Genomic DNA, 23894 nt, shown 5'->3' with positions numbered 1-23894 from the left:
CGGGGCTGGCGGTTTAGGGCATGCGACAGCGACAACACCGACAACAGGAATGCAGGGACTCACCCCCGGGTGACGAACGCTTCATCGGGCCAACCTGTCTTCTCGGGGCCCGTCATCGGACCCGCGCTTGCCGTGTGGCCGACTGTCCTTTCATAACCCAGTCGGCTACTCAACCTGGTCATCACCCGGGGCACCCCACCGCGGTTGGAGGGTTGCCGACCAGCGAGCCGGGGCTTGACGCTGGTACTCATGACCGCTTAAAAGCGTATCGCAATGCACCGAATGGTTGCCACCAGGTATGCAAGGCGCGGCTCGGCGGTGTCTGCGGGCCACGGTGGGAGCGCGATCACAGCCCGTCCGCCCGCCTAGGCTCGGAAGCGACGTGATACTGAATAGGTCATCCGTGTGACCCACGGGATGCCTGAGATTTGACCGACCAACAAGTCCGATCAACGATGCCGGGAGTGACCATGAGTGCGCAGCAGCCGACCATCATCTACACGCTGACAGACGAGGCGCCGCTGCTTGCGACGTACTCCTTCTTGCCGATCATCCGGGCCTTCGCAGGCCCCGCCGGTATCGATGTCCAAACCAGCGATATCTCCGTTGCCGCACGCATCCTGTCCGAGTTCGCCGAGTACCTCCCCGAGGATCAGCGCGTTCCGGACAACCTGGCCGAGCTGGGCCGCCTGACGCAGTTGCCCGAGACGAACATCATCAAGCTGCCGAACATTAGCGCGTCGGTGCCGCAGCTGCTGGCCGCCATCAAGGAACTGCAGGGTAAGGGTTACAAGCTGCCGGACTACCCCGAGGACCCGAAGAACGACGAAGAGAAGGACATCTTGGCGCGGTACACCAAGTGTCTGGGCAGTGCCGTGAACCCCATTCTGCGTGAAGGTAACTCGGATCGGCGCGCACCGCGTGCGGTGAAGGAGTACGCGCGCAAGCACCCGCACAGCATGGGCACGTGGTCGCAGGCGTCGCGCACCCACGTCGCGACCATGAAGGAAGGCGACTTCTACCACGGTGAGAAGTCACTGACGCTGGATCGCGACCGCAAGGTCAAGATGGTCCTGACCACCAAGAGCGGCGAGACCATCGTGCTCAAGCCCGAGGTGAAGCTGGGCGCGGGCGACATCATCGACAGCATGTTCATGAGCAAGAAGGCGCTCTGCGACTTCTACGAGGAGCAGATCGAGGATGCATACAAGACCGGCGTGATGCTCTCCCTGCACGTCAAGGCGACCATGATGCGGGTCAGCCACCCCATCGTGTTCGGGCACGCGGTGAAGATCTTCTACAAGGACGCCTTCGCCAAGCATCAGGAGCTGTTCGACGAGCTGGGCGTGAACGTCAACAACGGCATGTCCGACCTCTACAGCAAGATCGAGGCGCTGCCGGCATCGCAGCACGAGGAAATCATTCGCGACTTGCATGCCTGCCACGAGCACCGGCCCGAGCTGGCCATGGTGGATTCGGCCAAGGGCATCTCGAACTTCCATTCGCCCAGCGACGTGATCGTCGACGCCTCGATGCCCGCGATGATCCGGGCCGGCGGCAAGATGTACGGCGCGGACGGCAAGCTCAAGGACACCAAGGCCGTCAACCCGGAATCGACCTTCTCCCGGATTTACCAGGAGATGATCAACTTTGTGAAGACCCACGGCCAGTTCGATCCGACCACCATGGGCACCGTTCCCAACGTGGGTCTCATGGCGCAGAAGGCCGAGGAGTACGGCAGCCACGACAAGACTTTCGAGATCGCCGAGGCGGGTGTCGCTGACATCGTCGACATCGACACCGGCGAGGTGCTGCTGAGCCAGAACGTTGAAGAGGGTGACATCTGGCGCATGCCGATCGTGCGGGATGCGGCGATCCAGGACTGGGTCAAACTCGCGGTCACCCGTGGGCGTGAATCCGGGATGAACGTGGTGTTCTGGCTGGACACCGAGCGTCCGCACGAGGTGGAACTGCGCAAGAAGGTCAAGGAGTACCTGCAGGACCACGACACCGAGGGCCTCAAGATTCAGGTCGTGCCCCAGGTCTGGGCCATGCGCTACACGCTGGAACGGCTGATCCGCGGCAAGGACACCATCGCCGCGACCGGCAACATTCTGCGTGACTATTTGACCGACCTGTTCCCGATCCTGGAGCTGGGTACCAGCGCCAAGATGCTGTCCATCGTGCCGTTGATGGCGGGCGGCGGACTGTACGAGACCGGCGCAGGCGGTTCGGCACCCAAGCACGTCAGCCAGCTGGTCGAAGAGAACCACCTGCGGTGGGACTCGCTCGGTGAGTTCCTGGCACTGGCCGTCAGCCTGGAGGACCTGGGCATCAAGACCGGGAACCCGCGTGCCAAGATTCTGGCCACCACGCTCGATGCGGCGACCGGGAAGCTGCTGGAGAACGACAAGAGCCCGTCGCGTAAGGCCGGAGAGCTCGACAACCGTGGCAGCCAGTTCTACCTGGCCCTGTACTGGGCGGCCGAGCTTGCCGCTCAGACCGAGGACGTCGAGTTGGCCGAGCTGTTCGCGCCGCTGGCCAAGCAGCTGGTCGAGAACGAGGACGAGATCGTCGCCGAGCTTGCCGCCGTGCAGGGCAGCCCGGCCGATATCGGCGGCTACTACTCTCCGGACCCCGATAAGACCGCTGCGGTGATGCGGCCGAGCCAGACCTTCAACGCCGTTCTGGCATCCGTCGAGGTATAGCTCACCGCGTCGAGTGTGAAACCTGGGCGGCGAATCAGTCGAAACTCCGCCACAGGTTCACACTCGACGTGATCTCTAGCCGACGTCGGAGGCCGCGGCGCGCTTGGCGGCGATCAGCGGGTCGATCAGGTCGGTGATGACCTCGGTGACCTGACCGGGCGCTTCCAGCATCGGCACGTGCCCCATGCCCGCCAGGGTGATCCGCCGTGCATCGGCAGGCAGGCCCTGGCTGATGAGCTTCCCGAAACGACCCGGGGGCACGATCTCGTCCTTCTCACACAGCACCAGCTGTGCCGGCACCGAGATGGTGTTCAAGTTCTGCAGGCCCGGTGCCGGCAGAATCGACGACAGCGACGGCAAGTAGGCCGGGCAGTGCGTGATGTCCTCGAAAATGCTGTGGAAGTCCGGCAGGCTCAGCGCCTCTGTCTCGCCGCAGAGGGCGCGGGCGGTGGCGAACTTGACGAACGGCAGGCCCGCCGCACGGCGGCCGAACAGCCGGGAGAACGCCAGCCAGGGGAGCATGGCCGCGAACTTCACCACGATCTCCGCCTTCAGCGGCGAGTACTTGGTCCAGCCGCCGGCAGGCGCGATGGCGGTGACACTGCGAGCCCGGCCGCGTAGCGCCAGTCCCAGCGCGATCCAGCCGCCCAGTGAGTTACCCACCAGATGGGCGGTCTCCCAGCCCTTCTCATCCATGATCTCTTCGACCTGGTCCAGGTAGGTATCGACCGAGCGCTGCGACAACGGAGGCAGCGCGGGCAACGGTCCGCCGCCGTTGTGTCCGGGGTAGGTGGGTGCGAACACCTCGTATCCGGCATCGGCGAGCTGCTCGGCCACGGTCTCCCACACCGACTGCGACAGCATGAACGGATGCAGCAGCAAGACCGGCTCGCCCTCGCCCATCTCGATGGGCGCCCGCTTGCTCGACGACTTCGACAAAATGGCTTCCAGCATGCGGTCCTCCTAGTGCGCCAACATCAGCGTTGACATTACTGTCTGTTGCGTCAACTTACCGTGCCCCGTGGTGCCCATCACTGTCGGCTGTTCTTCGCCTCAGCGGCTCATCACTGTCAGACCTCTCGACTATCGTCGGCGATCGATGAGCACCGAGAAGATCACCGTCACCACCATCAACGTCAACGGCATTCGTGCCGCGGTGAAAGAGCGGTCCGCGGAGAACCGGGGGCTGCTGCCCTGGTTGGAGCAGACGACCGCCGACATCGTGTGTCTGCAAGAGGTGCGTGCGGAGAACGAGCAACTCCAGGAGGCGCTGGCACCGGCGCTGGCCGCGGGGTGGCATGTGGTGAACGCCTCGTCGAGCGTGAAGGGACGTAATGGCGTGGGGATTCTCAGCCGCGTCCCGGCCACCTCGACGAAGGTGTCGCTCGACGCCGATGGCGGCGAGTTCGACGAAGCCGGGCGGTATCTGGAGGCCCAGGTCGGCGATCTCACGGTGGCGAGCATCTATCTGCCCACCGGGGAAGCGGGCACGGCGCGCCAGGACGAGAAGGAACGATTCATGGCGGCGGTGGGCGCCAGGATGGCCAAACTGGTTGCGAGCGGGCGCGACACGGTGATCTGCGGTGATTGGAACATCGGGCATACCGAGCGAGACATCAAGGCCTGGAAGGCGAACCAGAAGAAGGCCGGGTTCCTGCCGGAGGAGCGGGCCTGGGTCGGCTCACTGCTCGAGGCCGGATGGGTCGATACCTTCCGGCTGCTGCACCCCGATGTTGACGGACCGTACAGCTGGTGGTCGTGGCGGGGTAAGGCCTTCGACAATGACGCGGGCTGGCGCATCGACTACCACCTGGCGACCGCCGATCTGGGGCAGCGCGCACACGCGGCGCGGGTCGAACGCGCCGACGCCTACGCGCTGCGCTGGTCCGACCATGCGCCGGTGACGGTTGAGTACCGGCTGCACTAGCCGATTGAGCGTCCTGTGCTCGGGTAAATGGTTTTGACCGGTCATGCCAGGATGGATGCACTATGACTGCCGACAGGACCGCTGAAACCGCCGCCCGGGGACGCCTGTTCTCTGGAATTCAACCCACCGCCGATTCTCTCCATCTCGGAAATGTGTTGGGCGCGGTGCAGCAGTGGGTGCGGTTGCAGCACGAATACGAGGCGCTGTTCTGTGTCGTCGACCTGCATGCCATCACGGTCGCGCAGGACCCGGAGGAGCTACGCCGACGCACGCGCGCAGTAGTTGCCCAGTACGTGGCGCTGGGTGTCGACCCGGCCGAGAGTGCGATCTTCGTGCAAAGCCATGTCCCGGCGCATACCGAATTGGCTTGGGTACTGGGATGTTTGACCGGCTATGGCGAGGCGTCGCGGATGACGCAGTTCAAGGACAAGTCCGCCAAGCAGGGGAATGACGCCACCACCGTCGGTCTGTTCACCTATCCGGTGCTGATGGCCGCCGACATCCTGCTATATCAGACGAATGTGGTGCCGGTGGGCGATGATCAGCGTCAGCATCTCGAGCTGACGCGCGATGTGGCGCAGCGGTTCAATGGCCGCTATGGCGAGACCTTCGTGCTGCCGGACACATTCGTGCCTAAGAATGCGGCGCGGATCTACGACCTGCAGGACCCGACGGTGAAGATGAGCAAGTCCGCCTCGACGCCCGCCGGGTTGATCAACTTGCTCGACGATCCAGCGGTCTCGGCCAAGAAGATCAAGTCGGCGCAGACCGACAGCGATCGTGAGATTCGTTTCGACAGGGAAGCCAAGCCAGGTGTTTCGAACCTGCTGAGCATCCAGTCCGCGCTCACCGGCGCCGATATCGACACGCTCGTCGACGGCTATGCCGGGCGGGGTTACGGCGACCTGAAGAAGGACACCGCCGAGGCGCTTGTCGAGTTCGTCACGCCGGTGCGTGACCGGACAAACGAGCTGCTCACCGATACCGCGGCGCTCGACGACATTCTGGCGGCAGGTGCGGCGCGCGCCAGGGAGCTGGCAGAGAAAACTCTCACCGAGGTCTATGACCGGATAGGGTTTGTCCGGCCAGCGAGGTAGCGAACAGTAGAGGCGGTTAGTGGTGGCCGAAGACGATAAGCCCGGGATTCTCGACCGCTATCGCGCAAGGTTTCCCTGGTTCGACCACATCATGCGCATGCAGGAGCGCTACCAGAAGGTCAACGGCAACTTCTACGCCGCCGGAATTACGTATTTCACAGTCTTTGCGCTGTTTCCGCTGATGATGGTCGGATTCGCGATCATGGGCTTCGTCTTGTCCAGGCGGCCGGACACGATTGCGGAGTTACGGGGCCGGATCAGCGGGGCCATCTCCGGCGAAGTGGGCAATCAGCTAATCAATCTGATGGATACCGCGATTGCCTCGCGTACCAGCCTGGGCATCGCGGGTCTTGCGACCGCGGCCTGGGCCGGGCTGGGGTGGATGGCCAACGTGCGGGCGGCACTGAGCGCCATGTGGGAGCAGCCCAACGACTCCGACGGGTTCGTGCGGGGCAAGCTCTCAGATCTGGTGGCATTGGGGTCGACGTTCGTGGCGCTGGCTCTCACCATCGCGGTCACCGTTGTCGGTAATGAGAAGACGATCCTGCGCATACTCGGCTGGTTCGGGCTGCATGACGTCTCGATACCGGCAGTGCTGCTCAAGGTCGTCACCATCGCCATAGCGACCGTGTTGTCGTGGGCGCTGTTCACCTGGATGATCTCGCGGCTACCCAGAGAGCGGCTGCCGTTCTCCAGTGCGGTGCGGGCCGGGCTCATCGCGGCGATCGGCTTCGAGCTGTTCAAACAGGTCGCGTCGATCTATCTGAGCGTGATCATGCATGGTCCCGCGGGCTCTACGTTCGGTCCGGTGCTGGGCATCATGGTGTTCGCCTACATCACTGCGCGTCTGCTGTTGTATGCCACCGCGTGGGCAGCCACCTCCGATGAGAACCGGCCCTTTGTCTATGTGCCGCCGCCCGAGCCGGTGGTCATCACTACGCGGATCGAGACCGTCGAGCGGCCCACCAAGCTGGGTGTCCTCGCCGCCTTCGGCGCTGGAGCTCTTGGTGCTCTCGGTATTTCGTGGCTAGGCCGCGGCGGCGACTAGCGGTTTAGGCCTGGCGGCGGTTGAGTGATCGCGCCGCCAGGATGAGACCGAAGACGATCATCGCGCCGATGATCGTCACACCCACCCGGACGGGGACGCTGTTGACCGCATCCGTGGTGAGACCGGCGGCTTGGGGCGTGGCCGCGTTGTCGGCATGCGGCTTGGTCAGCAGCGCAGGGTCGGGATCGACGAGCTTGCCGATCGAGGCGTCGCGTGGCGTCGAGAACCCGTAGTCGAGTAGATGGGCGGCCTGCTCCCACGGAGCTATCGGAAGACGCGTACCCCGCAGCATGGTGACCACCAACCGGCGGCCGTCACGCTCGGCGGCGCCGACAAAGGTCTGTTGCGCGTCGTCGGTGTATCCGGTCTTTCCGCCGAGCGCGCCGGGGTAGTTGTAGAGCAGCCGGTTGTCGTTCGTCATCTCGTAGGCCGGATGATCGTCGGGCTCACCGGGTTTGGCGGGATGGCCGGGAAAGGTCGCCTTCGGAGCCGACACCAGATCGGCGAAGGTGGGGTCTGCGAATGCGTACTTGTAGAACAAACCCAGGTCGTAGGCCGAGGTGCTCATGCCGGGGCCGTCGAGACCGGAGGGGGTGGCAACCCGCGTATCCCGCGCGCCGAGTTTCTGCGCCATGTCATTGATCTTGGCGACGGTCTCGGACATGCCTCCGAGCTGGACGGCCAGCGCGTGTGCGGCGTCGTTGCCCGAGTTCATGAGCAGACCGGTGAGCAGTTGCCGGACGGTGTAGGTGCCGCCGACGTCGACGCCGACTCTGGTGCCCTCGCTGTTCGCGTCGTCTTGGGTACCCACCACCGCCTGGTTGAGGTTCAGGTTGTTGATGGCCTCCATGGCGACCAGCACCTTGATGACACTGGCGGGTCGGTGCCGGGCGTGGGGGTCCTTGGCCGCCACCACATTTCCCGTGTTCAGGTCGGCGATGAGCCAGGATTCCGCAGAGACGTCATTGGGGACGGGCCCCGCCCCGTTAGGAGTGATCACATCGCAGCTTCCGAGCATCTCGCCACCGATGGGCTTGGCGGGCACCGGGAGTGGCGCGGGCGGATCGCCACCGGCCTTGGGAACCTCGGAGGTGTCGACTGCCGGTGGCGTGACGACCTTGTAGGGGCACCCGCTGGTATCCGGCGGCGTGAACCCGGGCTCGGCAGTGGCCAACGGTGTGCTCATGGGGAGGGCGGCGACGATCAGCCCGGCGGCGGTGGCCGCGGCGAAGCGCGTCGCGGCTGCTCGCAGCGACGGGCGGCGATCGGGCGCAGGAATCCAGGTGGTCATCGCCTTGCCACAGTAAGTGACCACCACCCTGAACTGGGGGATGTTACGCCTGTGTCGGATGTGACTTCTGGGTCGACTACCCCGACGGCGCGATATCGGTCAGGTTGATATGACCGACGGCCGACGATCCGATGCAGCCCAGCCAGAGACGCCCGCCGGACTCCACGACTCCGGTCGTGGTCTGCAGCAGTGGGTCGCGGCCGCGGATGTTCACCACCGCGGCCCCGGTGTCCGGATCGAACGCGACAACCCAGGCGTCGGCCGCGACGGCAGGCTGAATCGATTCCGGAAGCCGCCAGAGGAGTTTGCGTAGCAGCGGAGCGCGCGGCACGAGTGTTTCCAGCGCGGCATTGCGGGGCCCTGCCATCGCGACCCAGATCCGGCCATCGGAGCCGGTGCTGATGTTGTCCGGCATGCACGGTAATTCCTCGACGAGCCTGGAGGTCTGTCCCTGCGCAGAACCCGATAGCGCGATCGTGCTCAGGCGCCGGCCAATGGTTTCGGCGTACACCAAGCGAGACTCGTCGGCGGTCAGGGTGACCCCGTTGGTGAAGTACAACCCGTCGGCGATGGTGGTGACGGTGCCGTCGACATCGCGGCGGAATACCCTGCCGGTGCCGCGGCCCTCGATGGCGGCGGCCCGATACTCCTCGAAGGGAAAACGTGCCGTTGACTCGCTGAAATAGATTGTCCCATCGGATGCTTCGGTCACATTCGAGCAGAAGATGAGTGGGGAGCCATCGACCTTGGTGACAAGTGGCTCGATATCTCCGGAAGCCGGATCGAGGGCCAGCAGCTTGTCGCGGCTGCAGATCAGCACGCGTCCATCGCGCGCGACGTGCAGGCCCAGGGGTGGGTGCTCGGTGGTCGCGACGTGTGTGACCTCGGCACCGTCGGGGGAGATGCGGAGCATCTTTCCGTCCACCACACCCGTCCAGATGTTTCCTGCGGCATCGGCCACGACATCCTCGGGCCCATGGCCCGGGAGCGGCACCACCGTGAGCGGGGGTAGGGGCCGTGGGTTCAGGGATAGTGCCCGCACTCCGGGCGGCTGCCAGCGGACGGGGTCAATCGACGGCTTGGCCATGGGCTCACCTTATTGCAGGCCTAGGCTCAAGAGGTGGCAGTTCCGGTTCGCGATCGCACCGACGAGTTCGAGGCGCTGCGCCCTCGGTTGCAGGCGGTGGCCTACCGCCTCACCGGCAGCGTCGCCGACGCCGAGGACATCGTGCAGGACGCGTGGTTGCGCCTGCACTCTACGACCGTCGAGATCGAGGACCTCGCGGCGTGGCTGACCACCGTGGTATCCCGGCTGGGCCTGGATCGGCTGCGGTCGGCCGTCTATCGCAGGGAAACCTATGTGGGGGAGTGGCTTCCAGAGCCGGTAGTCACCGGTTTGGACGGCAATGATCCGCTGGCCGTGCTGGTGGCCAGTGAGGACGCGCGCTTTGCGGCGATGGTGGTGCTGGATCGTCTGGCACCCGATCAGCGCGTGGCTTTCGTCCTGCACGACGGATTCTCCGTGCCCTTCAAGCAGATTGCCGAGATCCTCGGCATCAACGACGCGGCCGCGCGCCAACTCGCCACGCGTGCGCGTCGGACGGTGAGTGCGACGCCGGAGCCGGTGGGCGATGCCGAGCACAATGCGGTGGTCGGCCAGCTGCTCGAGGCCCTCATGTCCGGCAGTGTGGAAGCCGTTGTCCGACTGTTGCATCCGGACGTGACGATGACGGGGGATTCCGATGGCAAGGCACCCACCGCGGTGCGGGTCATTCGCGGCCCCGACAAGGTGGCGCGCTTCCTGCTCGGATTGCTGGACCGTTACGGCCCGCAGATGATTCAGGCCATCAATCCGGCGTTGGTGAACGGACAGTTCGGCATGTACCTGACCGAGACAGACACCGACCCGGATTTCAGGCCGGTGCTGCCCCGGGTCAGCGGATACACCGTGCGGGACGGCAAGGTGCTGGCGGTCTGGGATGTGAGCAATCCCGACAAGTTCAGCGGTACACCGTTGCGCAGCGGCTAGGCCTCCGACGTGTCCTCGATGGCCCACGGAACCCGGCAGGCATCGCCGGAATTGAAGCCCTGCTCGGTGATTCCGAGGGCGGCGTACGTACGGGCGCGCATGTTCTCGACGCCGACCTGGTAGGTCAGCTCGATCACCCCGGCGTCACCGAACCGCCGACGTAGATCCTCGATCTGCTCGTCGGTGATGTCATGCGGATTGCCCGTCATCGCATCGGCATAGGCGATGGCTGCGCGCTCGTCGGCGGTGTACAGCGGCGAGGTCGCGTAGTCGTCGATGGCCTTGAGGCGCTCGACATCCAAGCCGTCGAGCCGCTGCAGCATGGAGCCGAAGTCGACGCACCATGAGCAGCCCACCGTGCGGGCGGTCCAGAACACCGAGAGTTCTCGTACGCTGGCCGGCAGAACCTTGGATGCGCTGCCCAGCATCTGCTCGTGCGTCGCGGCCGCCACCATCAGCTTGCGGTGGTGGGCAAGCACCGTAAACGGTTCGGGCACTTGGCCGTATCGCCGCTTGGCGACCCGGTACATGATGCGTGTGAGCAAGGAGGCTTGTTGTGGGGGGACAGGATTGATACGGGTTGTTTTGCGTGATTGTGCGGTCATATCCGTATGACGAGGCAGCCCTCGGATGTGTGACAGGGCGCGCCTCGGCATAGAAAAAACCGCCGGGCGTGAGCATTGGCGCTCACACCCGGCGGTGCAGACGGATCGATCGGTTAACGCGCGAACATCAGTGCGCGCTTGACCTCCTGGATCGCCTTGGTGACCTCGATACCGCGCGGGCAGGCGTCGGTGCAGTTGAACGTGGTGCGGCAGCGCCACACCCCGTCCACGTCGTTGAGGATGTCCAGGCGCTCGGCGGCGGCCTCGTCGCGGCTGTCGAAGATGAACCGGTGTGCGTTCACGATCGCCGCGGGACCGAAGTAGCTTCCATCGCTCCAGAACACCGGGCAGCTCGTGGTGCAGCAGGCGCACAGGATGCACTTGGTGGTGTCATCGAAGCGCGCGCGGTCGGTCTGGCTCTGGATGTGCTCACGTGTCGGCTGGTTGCCGCTGGTGATCATGTACGGCTTCACGGCGCGGAATGCGTCGAAGAAGGGTTCCATGTTGACCACGAGGTCCTTTTCCACGGGCAGCCCGCGGATCGGCTCGATGGTGATGGTGAGCGTCTTCTTGGGCTTCTTGGGCAGCAGATCCCGCATCAGGACCTTGCAGGCCAGCCGGTTGACACCGTTGATGCGCATGGCATCCGAGCCACACACGCCGTGCGCGCAGGAGCGGCGGAAGGTCAGCGTGCCGTCCAGGTAGCCCTTCACGTACAGCAGCAGATTCAGCAGCCGGTCCGTCGGCAGGCACGGCACACGGAAGCTCTGCCAGCCGGCGGCGTCCGGATCTTCGGGGTTGAAGCGCTGAATCTTGAGCTCCACCATGACCGCGCCCTCGGGGACCGGCGGCAGCGGCGGGTCGCCGGCTTCGGCTTTCTCGATAACCGCAGTCATCTCAGTACTTCCGTTCCATCGGCTCGTACCGGGTCTGGACAACGGGCTTGTAGTCCAGCCGGATATCGGACAGCAGCTCGGCACCCTGCTTGTACGCCATGGTGTGTCGCATGTAGTTGGTGTCGTCCCGGTTCGGGTAGTCCTCGCGGGCGTGGCCGCCGCGGGATTCCTTGCGGTTGAGCGCACCGACCACGGTCACCTCGGCGAGTTCGAGCAGGAAGCCCAGCTCGATGGCCTCGAGCAGGTCGCTGTTGTAGCGCTTGCCCTTGTCGTGCACCGTGATCCGGCTGTACCGCTCCTTGAGCCGGTGGATGTCCTGCAGCGCTTGCTTGAGCGTCTCTTCGGTGCGGAACACCGCGGCGTTGTTGTCCATCGACTGCTGCAGCTCGGTGCGGATGTCGGCCACGCGCTCGTCACCGTGCTCGGAAAGCACGTCCGCCACCCACTGGGTGACCATCGTTGCCGGGTTCTCCGGCAGTTCGACGAAGTCGTGGGAGTCGGCGTACTCGGCTGCGGCGATACCCGCCCGGCGGCCGAACACGTTGATGTCCAGCAGCGAGTTGGTGCCCAGCCGGTTGGCGCCGTGCACCGAGACGCAGGCGCACTCGCCCGCGGCGTACAGCCCGGGAACCACGTTGTCGTTGTCGCGCAGCACCTGTCCCTTGATGTTGGTCGGGATGCCGCCCATCACATAGTGGCAGGTGGGGTACACCGGAACCAGCTCGGTGACCGGGTCGACACCCAGGTAGGTACGGGCGAATTCGGTGATATCCGGCAGCTTGGCTTCCAGCACGTCGGCACCGAGGTGGCGCACGTCGATGTAGACGTAGTCCTTGTTGGGGCCCGCGCCGCGGCCCTCCAGTACCTCGAGAACCATTGAGCGCGCGACGATGTCGCGAGGTGCCAGGTCGACGATAGTGGGGGCGTAGCGCTCCATGAACCGCTCGCCGTCGGCGTTGAGCAGACGACCACCCTCGCCGCGCACGGCTTCGGAGATCAAGATGCCCAGACCGGCAAGGCCTGTCGGGTGGAACTGGTGGAACTCCATGTCCTCCAACGGAAGTCCCTTGCGGAACACAATGCCCAGGCCGTCGCCGGTCAGGGTGTGTGCGTTGGAGGTCGTCTTGTACATGCGGCCCGAACCGCCGGTGGCGAAAACGATTGCCTTGGCGTGGAACACATGGATATCGCCGGTCGCGAGCTCGTAGGCGACCACGCCGGTGGCCACCGGGCCGTTGGGCGTCTCGGTGAGTACGACATCCAGTGCGTAGAACTCGTTGAAGAACTCCACGTCGTGCTTGACGCAGTTTTGGTACAGCGTCTGCAGGATCATGTGCCCGGTGCGGTCGGCGGCGTAGCAGGCGCGGCGCACCGGCGCCTTACCGTGGTCGCGAGTGTGGCCACCGAAGCGGCGCTGGTCGATTCGACCCTGGGGCGTCCGGTTGAACGGCATACCCATCTTCTCGAGGTCGAGGACGGCGTCGATGGCCTCCTTGCACATGATCTCCACGGCGTCCTGGTCGGCGAGATAGTCGCCGCCCTTGACGGTGTCGAAGGTGTGCCACTCCCAGTTGTCTTCCTCGACGTTGGCCAGCGCGGCGCACATGCCGCCCTGGGCGGCGCCGGTGTGACTGCGTGTCGGGTACAGCTTGGTCAGTACCGCCGTACGAACGCGAGGTCCGGCCTCCACCGCGGCACGCATACCCGCGCCGCCCGCGCCGACGATGACGACGTCGTACCGATGTTCCTGAATCATTGTGGAAATCGCCCCTAACCGATGTTCGGGTTGAAGGTCAGCAGGACGTACGTGCCGAGCACAACCGTGAAGATGATCGACAGTGCCAGCAGGCAATTGAGCCAGAACCGGGTCGAATCCTTACGGGTGTAGTCGGCGATGATCGTGCGCATGCCGTTGCCGCCGTGCAGCTGAGCCAGCCACAGCATCGTCAGATCCCAGGTCTGCCAGAACGGGCTCGCCCAGCGTTGCGCCACGAAGTTGAAGTCGAGGCGGTACACGCCGTTGTCCCACATCAGCATGATGAACAGGTGGCCCAGGGCCAGGAAGATCAGGACGATGCCCGACAGACGCATGAAGATCCACGCGTACTTCTCGAAGTTGGGCATACCCGATGCCCGCCGGGGTGCACGTGGATTGTCCAGTGCGGCAGGGCGGTCGTAGTTGCGCTCCATGACGGGAGCGAGGCGGCCACTGGCGCGCGCACTCGCGTTCGGACCGGTCTGAGGTGTTGTCATAGGAAACGCTCCGCCATGTGCATGAGAATCCGGGTTACCGCGGGAACCATCACCACAAACCAGACGCCGCCGATGATCCACAGCATGAGCCGCTGATAACGCGGGCCCTTGGACCAGAAATCGACGAGGATTACCCGGACGCCATTGAGTGCGTGGTAGAGCACCGCCGCGACCAGGCCGAGTTCCATCAACCCGACGATCGGGGTCTTATAGGTCTCGATCACCGAGTTGTACGACTCGGGGCTCACCCGTACGAGTGCGGTATCCAAGACGTGGACAAAAAGGAAGAAGAAAATCGTGGCACCGGTAATGCGATGCAGGACCCAGGACCACATTCCTGGATCACCACGGTATAGCGATCGCTTGAGGCGATTACCTTCACGGCCAGATGTGGCCGTATCGGGCGTCGCAGTCGTCACGTGGGCCTCCAACACCAATGGTGGACTGGGGCCAAACGGCGCGGTAAATGGGGGCGTCCATGACGCGCAACCGATGGCCCAACGGTGGTCGGCGAACCGTCATCCGAACTCTAAACCCATTCCGAGGTGGCGCCGAAATCGCGTGAGCGCGAAAAAGCGCCGAAATGCACCGTACTCCAAAGTAAGTTAGGTAAACCTTGCACGAGCAAATGATGAGCCGACGCGACTCTCATGGGGTCGACAGGGAGGATTCCCGATCATGTTGATCGACTGGAATGAATTGCGGGACAAAGCATATGCGATAACCAAGCATGCGTATGCGCCCTATTCGAAGTATCCGGTGGGTGCGGCCGCGCTCGTCGACGATGGTCGGCTCGTCGTCGGCTGCAATGTGGAGAATGTCTCATATGGGCTAGGTCTCTGTGCGGAGTGTTCTGTGGTGTGCGCCCTGTTCTCCACCGGTGGAGGGCGGCTGGTTGCGCTCTCCTGTGTCGATTCGCGCGGTGAGGCCCTGATGCCCTGCGGCCGGTGCCGCCAGCTACTTCTCGAACACGGCGGCCCTGATCTGCTGATCGATCACTCGGATGCGCCACGAAGACTCGCGGAGCTGCTCCCGGAGGCTTTTGGCCCCGATGACCTGGAACGAGGCCGGATCTGATGGCAAACATGTACACGTTCGATATGCCGTCGATCATCGCTGCCAAGCGTGACGGCGGAGAACTGAGTCCGGGAGCCATCGACTGGCTGATCGGCGAATACACCCGTGGCGCCATCGGTGAGGAGCAGGTCGCGGCGCTGCTGATGGCGATCTATCTGCGCGGGATGAACTCCGCCGAGACGACGGCATGGACCGCGGCGATACTGGCCTCCGGGGAGCGGCTGAATCTGTCCGGTCTGTCTCGCCCGACCGTGGATAAACACTCCACCGGTGGCGTGGGGGACAAGATCAGCCTGCCGTTGGTCGCGGTCGTGGCCGCCTGCGGGGCGGCGGTGCCGCAGCTGTCCGGCCGCGGTCTCGGGCACACCGGCGGCACGCTGGACAAGCTTGAGTCCATCGCGGGCATCCGGGTCGACCTCACCAACGAGGAGATACGTCACCAGCTTTCCGATGTCGGGGCGGTGATCTGTGCGGCCGGGGCCTCATTGGCGCCCGCCGATCGAAAGCTGTACGCGTTGCGGGATATCACCGGCACCGTGGAATCGATACCGCTCATCGCCGGGTCGATCATGAGTAAGAAGCTGGCCGAGGGCACCGCCGCGCTGGTCCTCGACGTCAAGGTGGGCGCCGGGGCATTCATGAAGTCCGAGCAGCAGGCGCGCGAATTGGCCTCGGCGATGGTCGATCTGGGCACCGCACACGGAGTTGCCACCAGTGCGCTGCTGACCGCGATGGATACCCCGCTCGGGGCCACCGCGGGAAACGCGGTCGAGGTGCAGGAATCACTTGACGTGCTGGCGGGGGGAGGCCCCGATGACGTTGTCGCCCTCACGGTGGCTCTGGCCCGCGAGATGCTCGCCGCTGCCGGTATCGACGGCAAGGACCCGGCTGCGACGTTGACCGACGGCACCGCGATGGACGTGTTCCGGGCGATGATCAGTGCGCAAGGCGGGGATCTTTTGGTGCCGTTACCGGTCGGCCAGTGCCAGGAGACTGTGCTCGCTCCGTCCAGTGGTGTGGTGCATCACATCGATGCGATGCCGGTTGGGGTCGCCGCGTGGCGACTCGGGGCCGGGCGGAGCCGTCCCGGAGAGTCGGTGCAACATGGCGCGGGCGTGCGTATTCACCGGCGCCCGGGTGAGCCGGTGGTTGCCGGCGAACCGCTGTTCACCCTGTACACCGATACCCCCGAACGGATGCCCGCGGCGCTCGACGCGCTGGAAGGTGGATGGGGTATCGGTGCGGCGCCGCCCGCTGCCGCGCTCATCATCGATAGACTTTCGGTGTGACGGCCGAACTTGATTTGGTGTCAATCACCCAGGCTCCCAAGGCGCTTCTGCATGACCATCTCGACGGGGGGCTGCGGCCCGGCACCGTCCTGGATCTGGCCCGGGAATCTGGGTACGAGAGCCTGCCTGCCGAGGACGAGAGTGCCCTGGCTTCGTGGTTCCGTACCGCCGCGGACAGTGGCTCTCTGGAGCAATACCTAGAGACCTTCGCGCACACCGTGGGTGTGATGCAGACGGCGGCGGCGCTGCACCGCGTGGCCGCCGAGTGCGTGGAGGACCTCGCGGCCGATGGCGTGGTGTACGCCGAGGTGCGCTTCGCCCCCGAACTGCACATCGATGCCGGCCTGACCCTCGACGACGTCATGGACGCCGTGCTGGCCGGTTTCGCCGACGGGGAACGGCAGGCGAGCGCGGCCGGCAAGCGCATCAAGGTCCGCACCCTGGTCACCGCGATGCGGCATGCGGCTCGGTCGCGGGAGATCGCCGAGCTGGCTGTGAAGTTCCGCGATCGGGGTGCCGTCGGGTTCGATATCGCCGGAGCCGAGGCGGGCTATCCGCCGAGCCGCCACCTCGATGCCTTCGAGTACATGCGTAATGCCAACGCCCGGTTCACCATCCACGCCGGTGAGGGGTTTGGATTGCCCTCGATCCACGAGGCGATCGCCTTCTGTGGTGCCGACCGGCTGGGCCACGGTGTGCGCATCGTCGACGATATCGACATCGATCCGGACGGTACGGCGCATCTTGGCCGGCTGTCATCACTGCTGCGTGACACCCGCGTGCCGTTGGAGCTGTGCCCGAGCTCGAATGTGCAGACGGGAGCGGTCGCCAGCATTGCCGATCATCCCTTTGACCTGCTGGCACGGTTGCGATTCCGGGTGACCGTGAATACCGACAACCGGCTGATGAGCGATACCTCGATGAGCCGCGAGATGCTGCGGCTCGTCGAGACGTTCGGGTACGGCTGGAGTGATCTTCAGCGGTTCACCATCAACGCGATGAAATCAGCCTTCATCCCGTTCGATGAACGGCTGGCGATCATCGATGACGTGATCAAACCCGGATACGCGGTCCTGATCGGTTAAACCGGCTAGCCGCGCACTACTCGCGGCGCAGCCGCGCTTCCATGGCGCGCTCCAGCGTCCGCCAGCTCTCGGCCGCATCGGCGAAGGGGCCCTTCGGCTCGTCGTGCTTATCCGGTTCGAGCAGATGCCCGACCAGCTTGCCCAGTGCGGTGTCGCCATCCAGCTCGGCGTCGACGCTGTCATCCTCGGAATACTCAGCGACATCGGTCAGCAGCTCCACCGCCAGCTCGAGCTGATCGCGGTCCACCTCGTCGATGCCGTCCTCCAGGTCATCGGCCAGGCCCGTGAACACGTAGATGTTGTCGTCGGTGATGTCGATCCGCAGCGAGCCGTCGGTGGCGGCGGTACGGATGTCGTCATAGGTGCTCAGGTCGGACAGGTCGTGATCGTGCTCGTCGGCCAGATACCGGGCCAGTGCCCGCTCGGAACCGAACACACTGATTCTTCCGTTGCGTCCCAGGAAGATCGGCTCGTCGTTGAGGTAGCAGCGCAGTGTGTAGAACGTTCCCGAGTTGGTGATCATCTGGATCGGGTCGATACCGACTTCCAGCCAGAAGTCCTCGTCGCCGCCCAGAACCGGGGCGTCCTCGTCTTCGGTGTCGTCGTCCTCGGTGTCTTCGTCTTCGTCGCCGGACTCGTCGTCGGAGCTCTCGGCGTTCGAGTCGGATTCCTCGTCGAGCAGTTCCAACTCGTCGTCATCCTCGAGGTCGTCGTCGTTGTCGACGGCATTTTCCGCGGCAGCAAGCAGCTCGGCATCGGCGGCGGCGGAGAGCTCCTCATCAACATCCGGGGTGGCGGCGATCTCGTCGATGGCATCGACCACCGAGTCCCAGGACTTGCCGACGATGGCACCGATCTGGTTCCACCGCTTCAATCCGTCTTTACCGGTGAAGCTTTCGGCCCCGCCCGACAGCGTGCCCAACACGGGGTTGCCGTTGATGAGCTTGTTGATGGGTGCCAACTCGCAGACCGCGCCGATGGAGGCCACGATCGCCAACGTGGCGCGCAGCGTGTCGACGGCGTCCTCGCTCGGCTTGTCGGCAACCAGCTCCGGCACCCCGATCAGATCGAAGCGATTGTCGTCGTCGGGCTCGAGTTCGTCGGCCGACAGTGCACCCAGCGTCGACCACGCGGGATGATCGACGAGATCGTTGTCGTTGTCGGTCCGTACGAAGGCCACCAGATCGGCCACCGACTCGAACACGTACAGATCGTCGTCCTTGCCGAGAAACGCCTCCCACTCGTCTCCGGCGTCGCGCCACCGCGGGGCCCACAGGGTGACCACGTCACCCTCTGTGAGCCCGAGTTCGATGGGAACGATGTCAGCAGCCATGCGGCAAGCCTAGCCAGAACGGCTGAGTTGAGCGAAAGACCCACCGCGAGAACCGGCACACGTGCGGCGAACAGAGCCGCTCGGGCCCCGGTGGTCTACGACTGGGCATTCGGCCGCGGCGCGGCCGTCAGGGTGACAAGGGCCGCAAAAGCATTGTCACGCAATGCGAATCTTGTGGCCGAGGCGTGCAGTCGCAGCCATCCGCCGGAGACAGCGCGCACCCGGAGCACCCCGGTGGTCGACCCAGTCCGCAGCTCTTCGCGCATGTTCCTCGCCACCGCGGCGTCCTCGGGATGGATGCTCTCGGGTCGATCGGGGTCGTAGCGCCATGCCAGGTCGGGGTAGGGCGTGTCGATCCATTTGAGGACGGCGAAGGTGTCGACGTTGATCAGCACCCGATGTGCTCCAGGGATCGCGACCGCATCCAGGATCTGCTGCGCCAGTCCCACCCGAGGTTCAGCGGGACTGTTCTGCACCCGTGTGCACACGATCCTGTTGATGCGCGCCACGGTCCCTGTCGCGTCGGTTTCCTTGGATGCCCGCCCGGCGTAGTGGACTTGAAGGGTGTTTCCCTGGTGGTCGGCGGCCAGGCATGTTCCGCAGAACGTCGACTCGAGTTCGGGGTTCACGGCGTTGGCCATCAACTCGATGTTGTGTGGGCTCGGCAAGACGGGGGCAAGGCCTTCGGCAATGGCTTGTTTCTCGGATCTGTTCTGTGGGTCGAAACCCATCACGTCGAAGTACCCCTCGGTGAGCGTTGTGACCGAGGTGTCCAGATCGCCCAGGCACGCTCCCGCAACGGGGCGCGGCGGCGGCTCGAGGTCTGCCGGTCCAAACCACACCTGGGCGCCGTGAACATGCACCTGTCCCATGGCTATCGGGTGTACCCGCACGATGCGATCCCGTGCCGGAGTGAGGGCCTCTGTGGGATCACCCGTGCGACGGCAGTCGGCGATCGCCGCCTCGATCAATGGGCGGTGCCGGTTGCGGCCCAGCACCGATTCGAGCGGAGTCATGTTGCGGGCCTGCGATCCGATAGCAATGACCGTGGGCACGTCGCTCAGGGTCTCTAGCAGCATCCAATCGCCGGCCATGCCGGGATGTTAGCAATTTTTGAGCGAAGATCCGGGTGCGTCCGGCCCGCTACCGGCGCCGATGAGTGATGAGTGCGACGGTCGCATCCTCGTTGAGCCGAACGAGTTGGGTAGAGCAGTGCAGCGGTTCCCAGCTGTCGTCGTGGCAGCGGAACCGGATTACCGCCTCGGTCGCACCAAACACGGCGTTGTCGATCATGAAGTTCAGGTTCGCCTGGTCCTCCGGGTGAATCTTGGGGCGACCCAGCGGGTCGAATTCCCAATGCCATTCCGGGGCAGGCGGATCGATCCACTTGATCAATTTCCGCGAAGCGATCATGACTAACGCGCGATACATGCCGGGTTCGGCGGTGGCCTCGAGGATCTGCTGCTCCAGCAGCGGGACCGGCGGCGCCGGCTGGCCGACTCGCAGATTGATCGCGCGCCCCAAACGCTCGGGGACGCCCTGCTGGTTGGGTTCCAGAACCAGTCGGCTGGCGAAATGGCACAGCGTGGGATTGCCCTCGCTGTCCACACCGGGCCAGGTGGCGCTGTAGGTCATGCCTTCGGTCGCCGTCACGATGAGCCCCAGGACATCTGTTTCGCCCGGATTGGGCGCCAGGTAGCGATACAGCTCGGGCATGCTGATGTGGGCATGCGGCTCGGTGGGAGCCATTCCCATGGCCAGGGCGGCACCGTCACTGATGTGTAGGGCGCCGGTATCGGCGTTGAGGACCACCGCACCGCCCTCGCGCGGGGGATCGGTGGAGGGGCGTGCTGCGCCCGCCCACAGCCAGACCCCGTGCACGCGGCCGTCGGGCATGGCGATCGGCCGGATGTCGATCACCGAATCCGAATCGGGTGGCCCGATGCTCGCGGCCTTGTTTGCCTTTGTCGCCGCAGTGATGACTCGGCGAATCAGGCCGAGATTTCGATTACGGCGCAGGAACGCGCTGAGCGGAATCATGTTCCGCGGCTGACTGCCGGAGGCGATGACGGTGGGCTCGTCGCCAAGTGTCTCCAGCAGAAGCCACTCGCGTGCCACCTTCGGATGTTATCAGCGGAGCACATGCCGGCGATCGATCAGCGCTCGGTGTTGAGCAGGGCCGCGAGTATTCCGAAAAGGTTGCGCTGGGCAGGTCAGACGCGATATTTTCTGCTGGCTCCCGCGATCGGCGGGCTAAGTGCGGACCCTGTCTCTTCGGGCCGCGCCCGCAGCGTGGATGCGCTCTGTGTGGCGGCCGTTCGGCCGATCACACGCGTGCATTTTTTGGTCGCCGCGAGCACCTACCGGTGCACATATGAGGGGTCGGTAGGTGTGACGGTGACCCCCGGCGCCTCATCGGGTCGGGTGACGTGTGATTCCTTGGCGCAGATCCGCCTTCGTCTTTTCCGCTAATGTGCCCACGTGAGCATGCCGGCGCTGAGAATGGCGCAAACCTATCTGCCGTTTCTGCGGCCGCTCAAGTTTGGCGCGTACAACATGGGCACTCGGCTATTCGGGTGGCGCATCGATCCCGAATTCCGCCTCCTGGGCCGCTTGGGGCCCGTCTCGGAGGCGGTGGACATCGGCGGCAACTGGGGTCAGAGCATCTGTGCCCTGCAGCGCACGGCGGCGCCGGAGCGGATCGTTAGTTTCGAGCCCAATGCCGTTCTGGCTCAGCGGCTTAGACGTCGATATGAAAGCAAGACCGTACACGTGCATGCCTGCGGGCTCTCCGACGCGGACGGTACCTTCGATCTGTTCGTTCCCCGATACCGGAACTTTGTTTACGACGGTCTGGCCTCCCTCGATGAGAACGAGGCGCGCGGCTGGCTCAACCCGGACACCCTGGCGGGGTTCGACGCATCCAAACTGACGATCGAGCGCCATCCCGTACAGGTTCGGCGGCTCGACGACTTTGGCCTGGATCCTCAGGTGATCAAGATCGATGTACAGGGTCTGGAGGCCGCGGTCATTCGTGGCGGGCTAGCCACGATCGCCGCATCACGTCCGGTGATGATCATCGAGACGCCGTCGGATGAAGTGGTGTCCCTGCTGCAGCCAGCCGGGCTGAGGCCGTACGCCTATCGAGACGGACGGCTCAGCCAACACTGGCGGGACACCAAAAATGCGGTCTTTCTGACCGATTCACACCGAGACCGCGCGGGACTCTAGCCCCCGAAGCCGGTTACGGCTGCGGGTTCTTCAGATCGACCATGAGCTGAGCGAAGACCCGCTCCCGGTGATCGAAGGCCTGACCCGCGGCAGCGGCGGCCGTGGCCACCACGATCTGCCCGACGATGTTGGGAGACAGTTTGGTGACCGAGTCGTCGAGTCGCAGGTTGGTCAGCGCGCCGTTGCCGTTGGCTTCCGCCTCCACATGGCCCTGCGCCGAACGTGCCCATCCGCGAAGGTCTTTGAGCTCTTCGACAGCACTGTTCAGGATGTGACCACCGGCACGGGCCTTCGTCATGGTTTCCTGATACTGCTGTTCGAGCGCCTTGAAGAAGTTGAGGTCAGGCTCGGTCATCAGGATCTCCGTTCCATCTGCTCGTCGGATTGGCGCAATTCCAGGTCGGCGACTTGGGCAGGTGTCGCCAGACCGAGCTTGTCCAGAATGTAGTCGGGGATACCGGTCTCGGCGAGTTCTTCGCGGCGGGCTGCTCCGCAGCGCGCGGCACCCAGTTCGCACAGGTTCAAGATCTCCCGTGCGACCGCCGACGCGCCGCGGGCGAGCATGTCCGGTTCGATCTGAACCTCAAGCGGCAGGCCGAATTCGGACACCTTGACCCGCAGCGTGCGAGCACGATTGGTCATATCGATGCTCGCACGCGGCTCGGGCCGCGGCACCCCTGAACTAGGAAGTGGGTCGGTAGAATCCATGGAATCCCTGCCCGGCGTTGGTGGTGCGGATCGGGGAGATCTGCACGGGGTCACCGGCTTCGACCATCATGCCGTTGCCGATCACCATGGCGACGTGGCCGTCCCACACCGCCAGGTCACCCGGCATGACTGATCCCTGATCAATCCGGATACCGACGCCCTGCTCCTGGGCGAGCCGGGGGATGTTGACGCCGGATTCGCCGTAGGCCCACTGAGTCAGACCGCTGCAGTCCAAGCCGACGCCCGGTGTGGTGCCACCCCACTCGTAGGGCACGCCCACCTGGCTGAGGGCCTTGCGCACCGCCTCTGCCGCGGCCGCGTTCGGAGCCTGACTGGTGCTCCCATCGGGCAGGAACAGCTGTGCACCCTTACCCATGCTGCGCGGGTCAAGCAGCATCTTGGCCGCATTGGCGTTGGCACCACCCAATCCGCTGCTGGTCCCGCCCGCGGTGGAGGAGGCGTGTCCGCCACCGGCACCGAACGGGTTGGCAAGTGCACCGGCGGCGATACCGCTCATGTTGGCGCCGCCCAACGCGCTACTGGCGCCGCTACCGCTGAGCATGCCGGTAAGAGCCTGCGGGATCTGGCCGAGGCCCTGCCCCATGGAGCTCATGGTCTGGGTGACGCCGCTCGCGACGCCGGACATCGCCTGCGTTCCGGCCTGGAGGCCACCCTGCATCGCCGACATCGCGGGCTGGACGTTTCCCGATGCGGGTGTCGCGGGGTTGCCCATGTCGGCGCCTGCCATGCCGGTGAGTTCACCCGCCTGTCCGGCCAGCTCGCCCTCGAGTGTCGCGGTGTAGGCCGAGACCTTGGTGGTGCACTCGGCCGCCGCCTGGACGAGCTCAGCGGCTGCGGGGGGAAAGATGCCGATCAGCGGTGTGAGCGCCTCGGAGATGTGTTGGAACTGTTGCAGGGCTTCCGTGATCAGCGCGCTGGCCCGACCGGTGGACTCCGATGCCTGTCCGACATTGGCGCCCATCGCGCCGCTGCGGGTGGCCATGCTGCTCAGTGCCTGACCGGCCATGCCGGCGAACTGTCCCAGTGCCTGGGCTGCCGCACCAGCGAAGGAGCCGATGAGCTGGCTTCCCGCCTGCATGCCCTGTTGCATGACTTGTTGCATCACCTGCATGCCGCCCTCCAGCATCTTGCTGGGGTCCTGGCCCTCCTTGAATTGGCCGTTACCGACGGTCCCTGCCATGTCCATGGCGTTGCTGATCAGATTCGCCGAGAAGGGGTTGTTCTCGAAGCTCGGGTAGTTCGTGTTGACGGCCTCGGACAAACGGCTGGGCGAGATTGGACTTGTCTCGACCATGG

At 64.8% G+C, this 23894-nt stretch carries 23 protein-coding genes and 1 riboswitch; of the genes, 9 read left to right on the top strand and 14 right to left on the bottom strand.

The window, feature by feature from the left end; genetic code table 11:
* Positions 1-118: 118 nt before the first annotated feature.
* Positions 119-255: riboswitch (SAM riboswitch) on the bottom strand.
* Between the two features lie 215 nt (positions 256-470).
* On the top strand, positions 471-2708 hold the full coding sequence (locus tag AOT83_RS21765) for an NADP-dependent isocitrate dehydrogenase (protein ID WP_057964514.1): 2238 nt from the start codon (positions 471-473) through the stop codon (positions 2706-2708).
* Positions 2709-2783: 75 nt separating this feature from the next.
* On the opposite strand, the gene AOT83_RS21760 is transcribed toward AOT83_RS21765, so the two are convergent.
* Positions 2784-3662: an alpha/beta hydrolase gene (locus tag AOT83_RS21760; protein WP_057964494.1), complete on the bottom strand. Its 879-nt coding sequence runs from the start codon at positions 3660-3662 to the stop codon at positions 2784-2786.
* A gap of 145 nt (positions 3663-3807) precedes the next feature.
* Between AOT83_RS21760 and AOT83_RS21755 the strand changes: the two genes are divergently transcribed.
* The 3 genes from AOT83_RS21755 (at position 3808) to yhjD (ending at position 6780) form a co-directional block, all read left to right on the top strand.
* Positions 3808-4635: an exodeoxyribonuclease III gene (locus AOT83_RS21755; RefSeq protein WP_030096818.1), complete on the top strand. Its 828-nt coding sequence runs from the start codon at positions 3808-3810 to the stop codon at positions 4633-4635.
* A gap of 62 nt (positions 4636-4697) precedes the next feature.
* Positions 4698-5732 (top strand): tryptophan--tRNA ligase, encoded by a 1035-nt coding sequence (gene trpS / locus AOT83_RS21750; RefSeq protein ID WP_057964493.1) that lies wholly within the window; start codon positions 4698-4700, stop codon positions 5730-5732.
* Positions 5733-5751: 19 nt separating this feature from the next.
* The gene (yhjD, locus tag AOT83_RS21745; protein ID WP_078286234.1) at positions 5752-6780 is read left to right on the top strand and encodes an inner membrane protein YhjD; all 1029 of its coding nucleotides are present in this window, start codon (positions 5752-5754) and stop codon (positions 6778-6780) included.
* 4 nt (positions 6781-6784) lie between these two features.
* Here the strand turns inward: yhjD and AOT83_RS21740 are convergent, their stop codons facing one another.
* Complete coding sequence (locus AOT83_RS21740) at positions 6785-8071, bottom strand: D-alanyl-D-alanine carboxypeptidase family protein (RefSeq protein ID WP_057964492.1); 1287 nt, start codon at positions 8069-8071, stop codon at positions 6785-6787.
* 76 nt (positions 8072-8147) lie between these two features.
* Positions 8148-9158: an SMP-30/gluconolactonase/LRE family protein gene (locus tag AOT83_RS21735; RefSeq protein ID WP_057964491.1), complete on the bottom strand. Its 1011-nt coding sequence runs from the start codon at positions 9156-9158 to the stop codon at positions 8148-8150.
* Between the two features lie 33 nt (positions 9159-9191).
* On the opposite strand from AOT83_RS21735, the gene AOT83_RS21730 reads away from it, so the two are divergent.
* Entirely contained in the window at positions 9192-10100 is a 909-nt protein-coding gene (locus AOT83_RS21730; protein ID WP_057964490.1) for a sigma-70 family RNA polymerase sigma factor, read from the top strand.
* Here AOT83_RS21730 and AOT83_RS21725 read toward each other — a convergent pair.
* The 5 genes from AOT83_RS21725 to sdhC form a co-directional block, all read right to left on the bottom strand.
* On the bottom strand, positions 10097-10705 hold the full coding sequence (locus AOT83_RS21725; protein ID WP_057964489.1) for a carboxymuconolactone decarboxylase family protein: 609 nt from the start codon (positions 10703-10705) through the stop codon (positions 10097-10099). The genes AOT83_RS21730 and AOT83_RS21725 overlap by 4 nt on opposite strands.
* Before the next feature lie 113 nt (positions 10706-10818).
* Positions 10819-11601: a succinate dehydrogenase iron-sulfur subunit gene (locus AOT83_RS21720; protein WP_030096825.1), complete on the bottom strand. Its 783-nt coding sequence runs from the start codon at positions 11599-11601 to the stop codon at positions 10819-10821.
* A 1-nt stretch (position 11602) separates the two neighbouring features.
* On the bottom strand, positions 11603-13357 hold the full coding sequence (sdhA, locus tag AOT83_RS21715) for a succinate dehydrogenase flavoprotein subunit (RefSeq protein ID WP_030096826.1): 1755 nt from the start codon (positions 13355-13357) through the stop codon (positions 11603-11605).
* Positions 13358-13371: 14 nt separating this feature from the next.
* The gene (locus AOT83_RS21710) at positions 13372-13854 is read right to left on the bottom strand and encodes a succinate dehydrogenase hydrophobic membrane anchor subunit (protein ID WP_044105172.1); all 483 of its coding nucleotides are present in this window, start codon (positions 13852-13854) and stop codon (positions 13372-13374) included.
* The gene (gene sdhC, locus AOT83_RS21705) at positions 13851-14273 is read right to left on the bottom strand and encodes a succinate dehydrogenase, cytochrome b556 subunit (RefSeq protein ID WP_075874154.1); all 423 of its coding nucleotides are present in this window, start codon (positions 14271-14273) and stop codon (positions 13851-13853) included. The genes AOT83_RS21710 and sdhC overlap by 4 nt, the downstream gene beginning before the upstream one ends.
* Positions 14274-14532: 259 nt before the next feature.
* Between sdhC and AOT83_RS21700 the strand changes: the two genes are divergently transcribed.
* From AOT83_RS21700 to AOT83_RS21690, 3 genes are read left to right on the top strand one after another with little or no spacing between them, the layout of a single operon-like run.
* A complete protein-coding gene (locus AOT83_RS21700) occupies positions 14533-14931 on the top strand; it encodes a cytidine deaminase (RefSeq protein ID WP_057964488.1) in 399 nt (132 codons plus the stop codon).
* A complete protein-coding gene (locus AOT83_RS21695; RefSeq protein ID WP_030096830.1) occupies positions 14931-16220 on the top strand; it encodes a thymidine phosphorylase in 1290 nt (429 codons plus the stop codon). Before AOT83_RS21700 ends, AOT83_RS21695 begins: the two co-directional genes overlap by 1 nt.
* Entirely contained in the window at positions 16217-17305 is a 1089-nt protein-coding gene (locus AOT83_RS21690; RefSeq protein ID WP_030096831.1) for an adenosine deaminase, read from the top strand. The genes AOT83_RS21695 and AOT83_RS21690 overlap by 4 nt, the downstream gene beginning before the upstream one ends.
* Before the next feature lie 16 nt (positions 17306-17321).
* Here AOT83_RS21690 and AOT83_RS21685 read toward each other — a convergent pair whose 3' ends face one another.
* The 3 genes from AOT83_RS21685 to AOT83_RS21675 form a co-directional block, all read right to left on the bottom strand.
* Positions 17322-18638, bottom strand: a complete 1317-nt coding sequence (locus tag AOT83_RS21685; RefSeq protein WP_057964487.1) for a hypothetical protein — start codon at positions 18636-18638, stop codon at positions 17322-17324.
* 95 nt (positions 18639-18733) lie between these two features.
* Positions 18734-19732, bottom strand: coding sequence for a GAF domain-containing protein (locus AOT83_RS21680; RefSeq protein ID WP_057964486.1), 999 nt, complete (start codon positions 19730-19732; stop codon positions 18734-18736).
* 49 nt (positions 19733-19781) lie between these two features.
* A complete protein-coding gene (locus AOT83_RS21675) occupies positions 19782-20756 on the bottom strand; it encodes a GAF domain-containing protein (protein ID WP_057964485.1) in 975 nt (324 codons plus the stop codon).
* A gap of 369 nt (positions 20757-21125) precedes the next feature.
* On the opposite strand from AOT83_RS21675, the gene AOT83_RS21670 reads away from it, so the two are divergent.
* The gene (locus tag AOT83_RS21670; RefSeq protein ID WP_057980046.1) at positions 21126-21869 is read left to right on the top strand and encodes an FkbM family methyltransferase; all 744 of its coding nucleotides are present in this window, start codon (positions 21126-21128) and stop codon (positions 21867-21869) included.
* Between the two features lie 13 nt (positions 21870-21882).
* On the opposite strand, the gene AOT83_RS21665 is transcribed toward AOT83_RS21670, so the two are convergent.
* Genes AOT83_RS21665 through AOT83_RS21655 form a run of 3 tightly spaced genes read right to left on the bottom strand, consistent with a single transcriptional unit; the run spans position 21883 to position 23892 of the window.
* A complete protein-coding gene (locus tag AOT83_RS21665; RefSeq protein ID WP_057964483.1) occupies positions 21883-22224 on the bottom strand; it encodes a YbaB/EbfC family nucleoid-associated protein in 342 nt (113 codons plus the stop codon).
* Positions 22224-22577 (bottom strand): hypothetical protein, encoded by a 354-nt coding sequence (locus AOT83_RS21660; RefSeq protein ID WP_196328468.1) that lies wholly within the window; start codon positions 22575-22577, stop codon positions 22224-22226. The genes AOT83_RS21665 and AOT83_RS21660 overlap by 1 nt, the downstream gene beginning before the upstream one ends.
* The gene (locus tag AOT83_RS21655; RefSeq protein ID WP_057964481.1) at positions 22552-23892 is read right to left on the bottom strand and encodes an NlpC/P60 family protein; all 1341 of its coding nucleotides are present in this window, start codon (positions 23890-23892) and stop codon (positions 22552-22554) included. The genes AOT83_RS21660 and AOT83_RS21655 overlap by 26 nt, the downstream gene beginning before the upstream one ends.
* Between the last annotated feature and the right edge of the window lie 2 nt (positions 23893-23894).

This window comes from Mycobacteroides sp. H001, from assembly GCF_001440005.1.
GTDB lineage: Bacteria > Actinomycetota > Actinomycetes > Mycobacteriales > Mycobacteriaceae > Mycobacterium > Mycobacterium gwanakae.
The sequence above is the reverse complement of the archived record's forward strand: the minus strand, read 5'-3'. Positions and strand labels throughout refer to the sequence as shown.

What these genes read in the sequence shown, in the direction of transcription:
- AOT83_RS21765 (WP_057964514.1), top strand. Translation starts at nt 471, where the DNA reads ATGAGTGCGCAGCAGCCGACCATCATCTACACGCTGACAGACGAGGCG.
- AOT83_RS21760 (WP_057964494.1), bottom strand. Translation starts at nt 3,662, where the DNA reads ATGCTGGAAGCCATTTTGTCGAAGTCGTCGAGCAAGCGGGCGCCCATC.
- AOT83_RS21755 (WP_030096818.1), top strand. Translation starts at nt 3,808, where the DNA reads ATGAGCACCGAGAAGATCACCGTCACCACCATCAACGTCAACGGCATT.
- trpS (WP_057964493.1), top strand. Translation starts at nt 4,698, where the DNA reads ATGACTGCCGACAGGACCGCTGAAACCGCCGCCCGGGGACGCCTGTTC.
- AOT83_RS21740 (WP_057964492.1), bottom strand. Translation starts at nt 8,071, where the DNA reads ATGACCACCTGGATTCCTGCGCCCGATCGCCGCCCGTCGCTGCGAGCA.
- AOT83_RS21735 (WP_057964491.1), bottom strand. Translation starts at nt 9,158, where the DNA reads ATGGCCAAGCCGTCGATTGACCCCGTCCGCTGGCAGCCGCCCGGAGTG.
- AOT83_RS21725 (WP_057964489.1), bottom strand. Translation starts at nt 10,705, where the DNA reads ATGACCGCACAATCACGCAAAACAACCCGTATCAATCCTGTCCCCCCA.
- AOT83_RS21720 (WP_030096825.1), bottom strand. Translation starts at nt 11,601, where the DNA reads ATGACTGCGGTTATCGAGAAAGCCGAAGCCGGCGACCCGCCGCTGCCG.
- sdhA (WP_030096826.1), bottom strand. Translation starts at nt 13,357, where the DNA reads ATGATTCAGGAACATCGGTACGACGTCGTCATCGTCGGCGCGGGCGGC.
- AOT83_RS21710 (WP_044105172.1), bottom strand. Translation starts at nt 13,854, where the DNA reads ATGACAACACCTCAGACCGGTCCGAACGCGAGTGCGCGCGCCAGTGGC.
- AOT83_RS21700 (WP_057964488.1), top strand. Translation starts at nt 14,533, where the DNA reads ATGTTGATCGACTGGAATGAATTGCGGGACAAAGCATATGCGATAACC.
- AOT83_RS21695 (WP_030096830.1), top strand. Translation starts at nt 14,931, where the DNA reads ATGGCAAACATGTACACGTTCGATATGCCGTCGATCATCGCTGCCAAG.
- AOT83_RS21685 (WP_057964487.1), bottom strand. Translation starts at nt 18,638, where the DNA reads ATGGCTGCTGACATCGTTCCCATCGAACTCGGGCTCACAGAGGGTGAC.
- AOT83_RS21680 (WP_057964486.1), bottom strand. Translation starts at nt 19,732, where the DNA reads ATGGCCGGCGATTGGATGCTGCTAGAGACCCTGAGCGACGTGCCCACG.
- AOT83_RS21670 (WP_057980046.1), top strand. Translation starts at nt 21,126, where the DNA reads ATGCCGGCGCTGAGAATGGCGCAAACCTATCTGCCGTTTCTGCGGCCG.
- AOT83_RS21665 (WP_057964483.1), bottom strand. Translation starts at nt 22,224, where the DNA reads ATGACCGAGCCTGACCTCAACTTCTTCAAGGCGCTCGAACAGCAGTAT.
- AOT83_RS21660 (WP_196328468.1), bottom strand. Translation starts at nt 22,577, where the DNA reads ATGGATTCTACCGACCCACTTCCTAGTTCAGGGGTGCCGCGGCCCGAG.
- AOT83_RS21655 (WP_057964481.1), bottom strand. Translation starts at nt 23,892, where the DNA reads ATGGTCGAGACAAGTCCAATCTCGCCCAGCCGTTTGTCCGAGGCCGTC.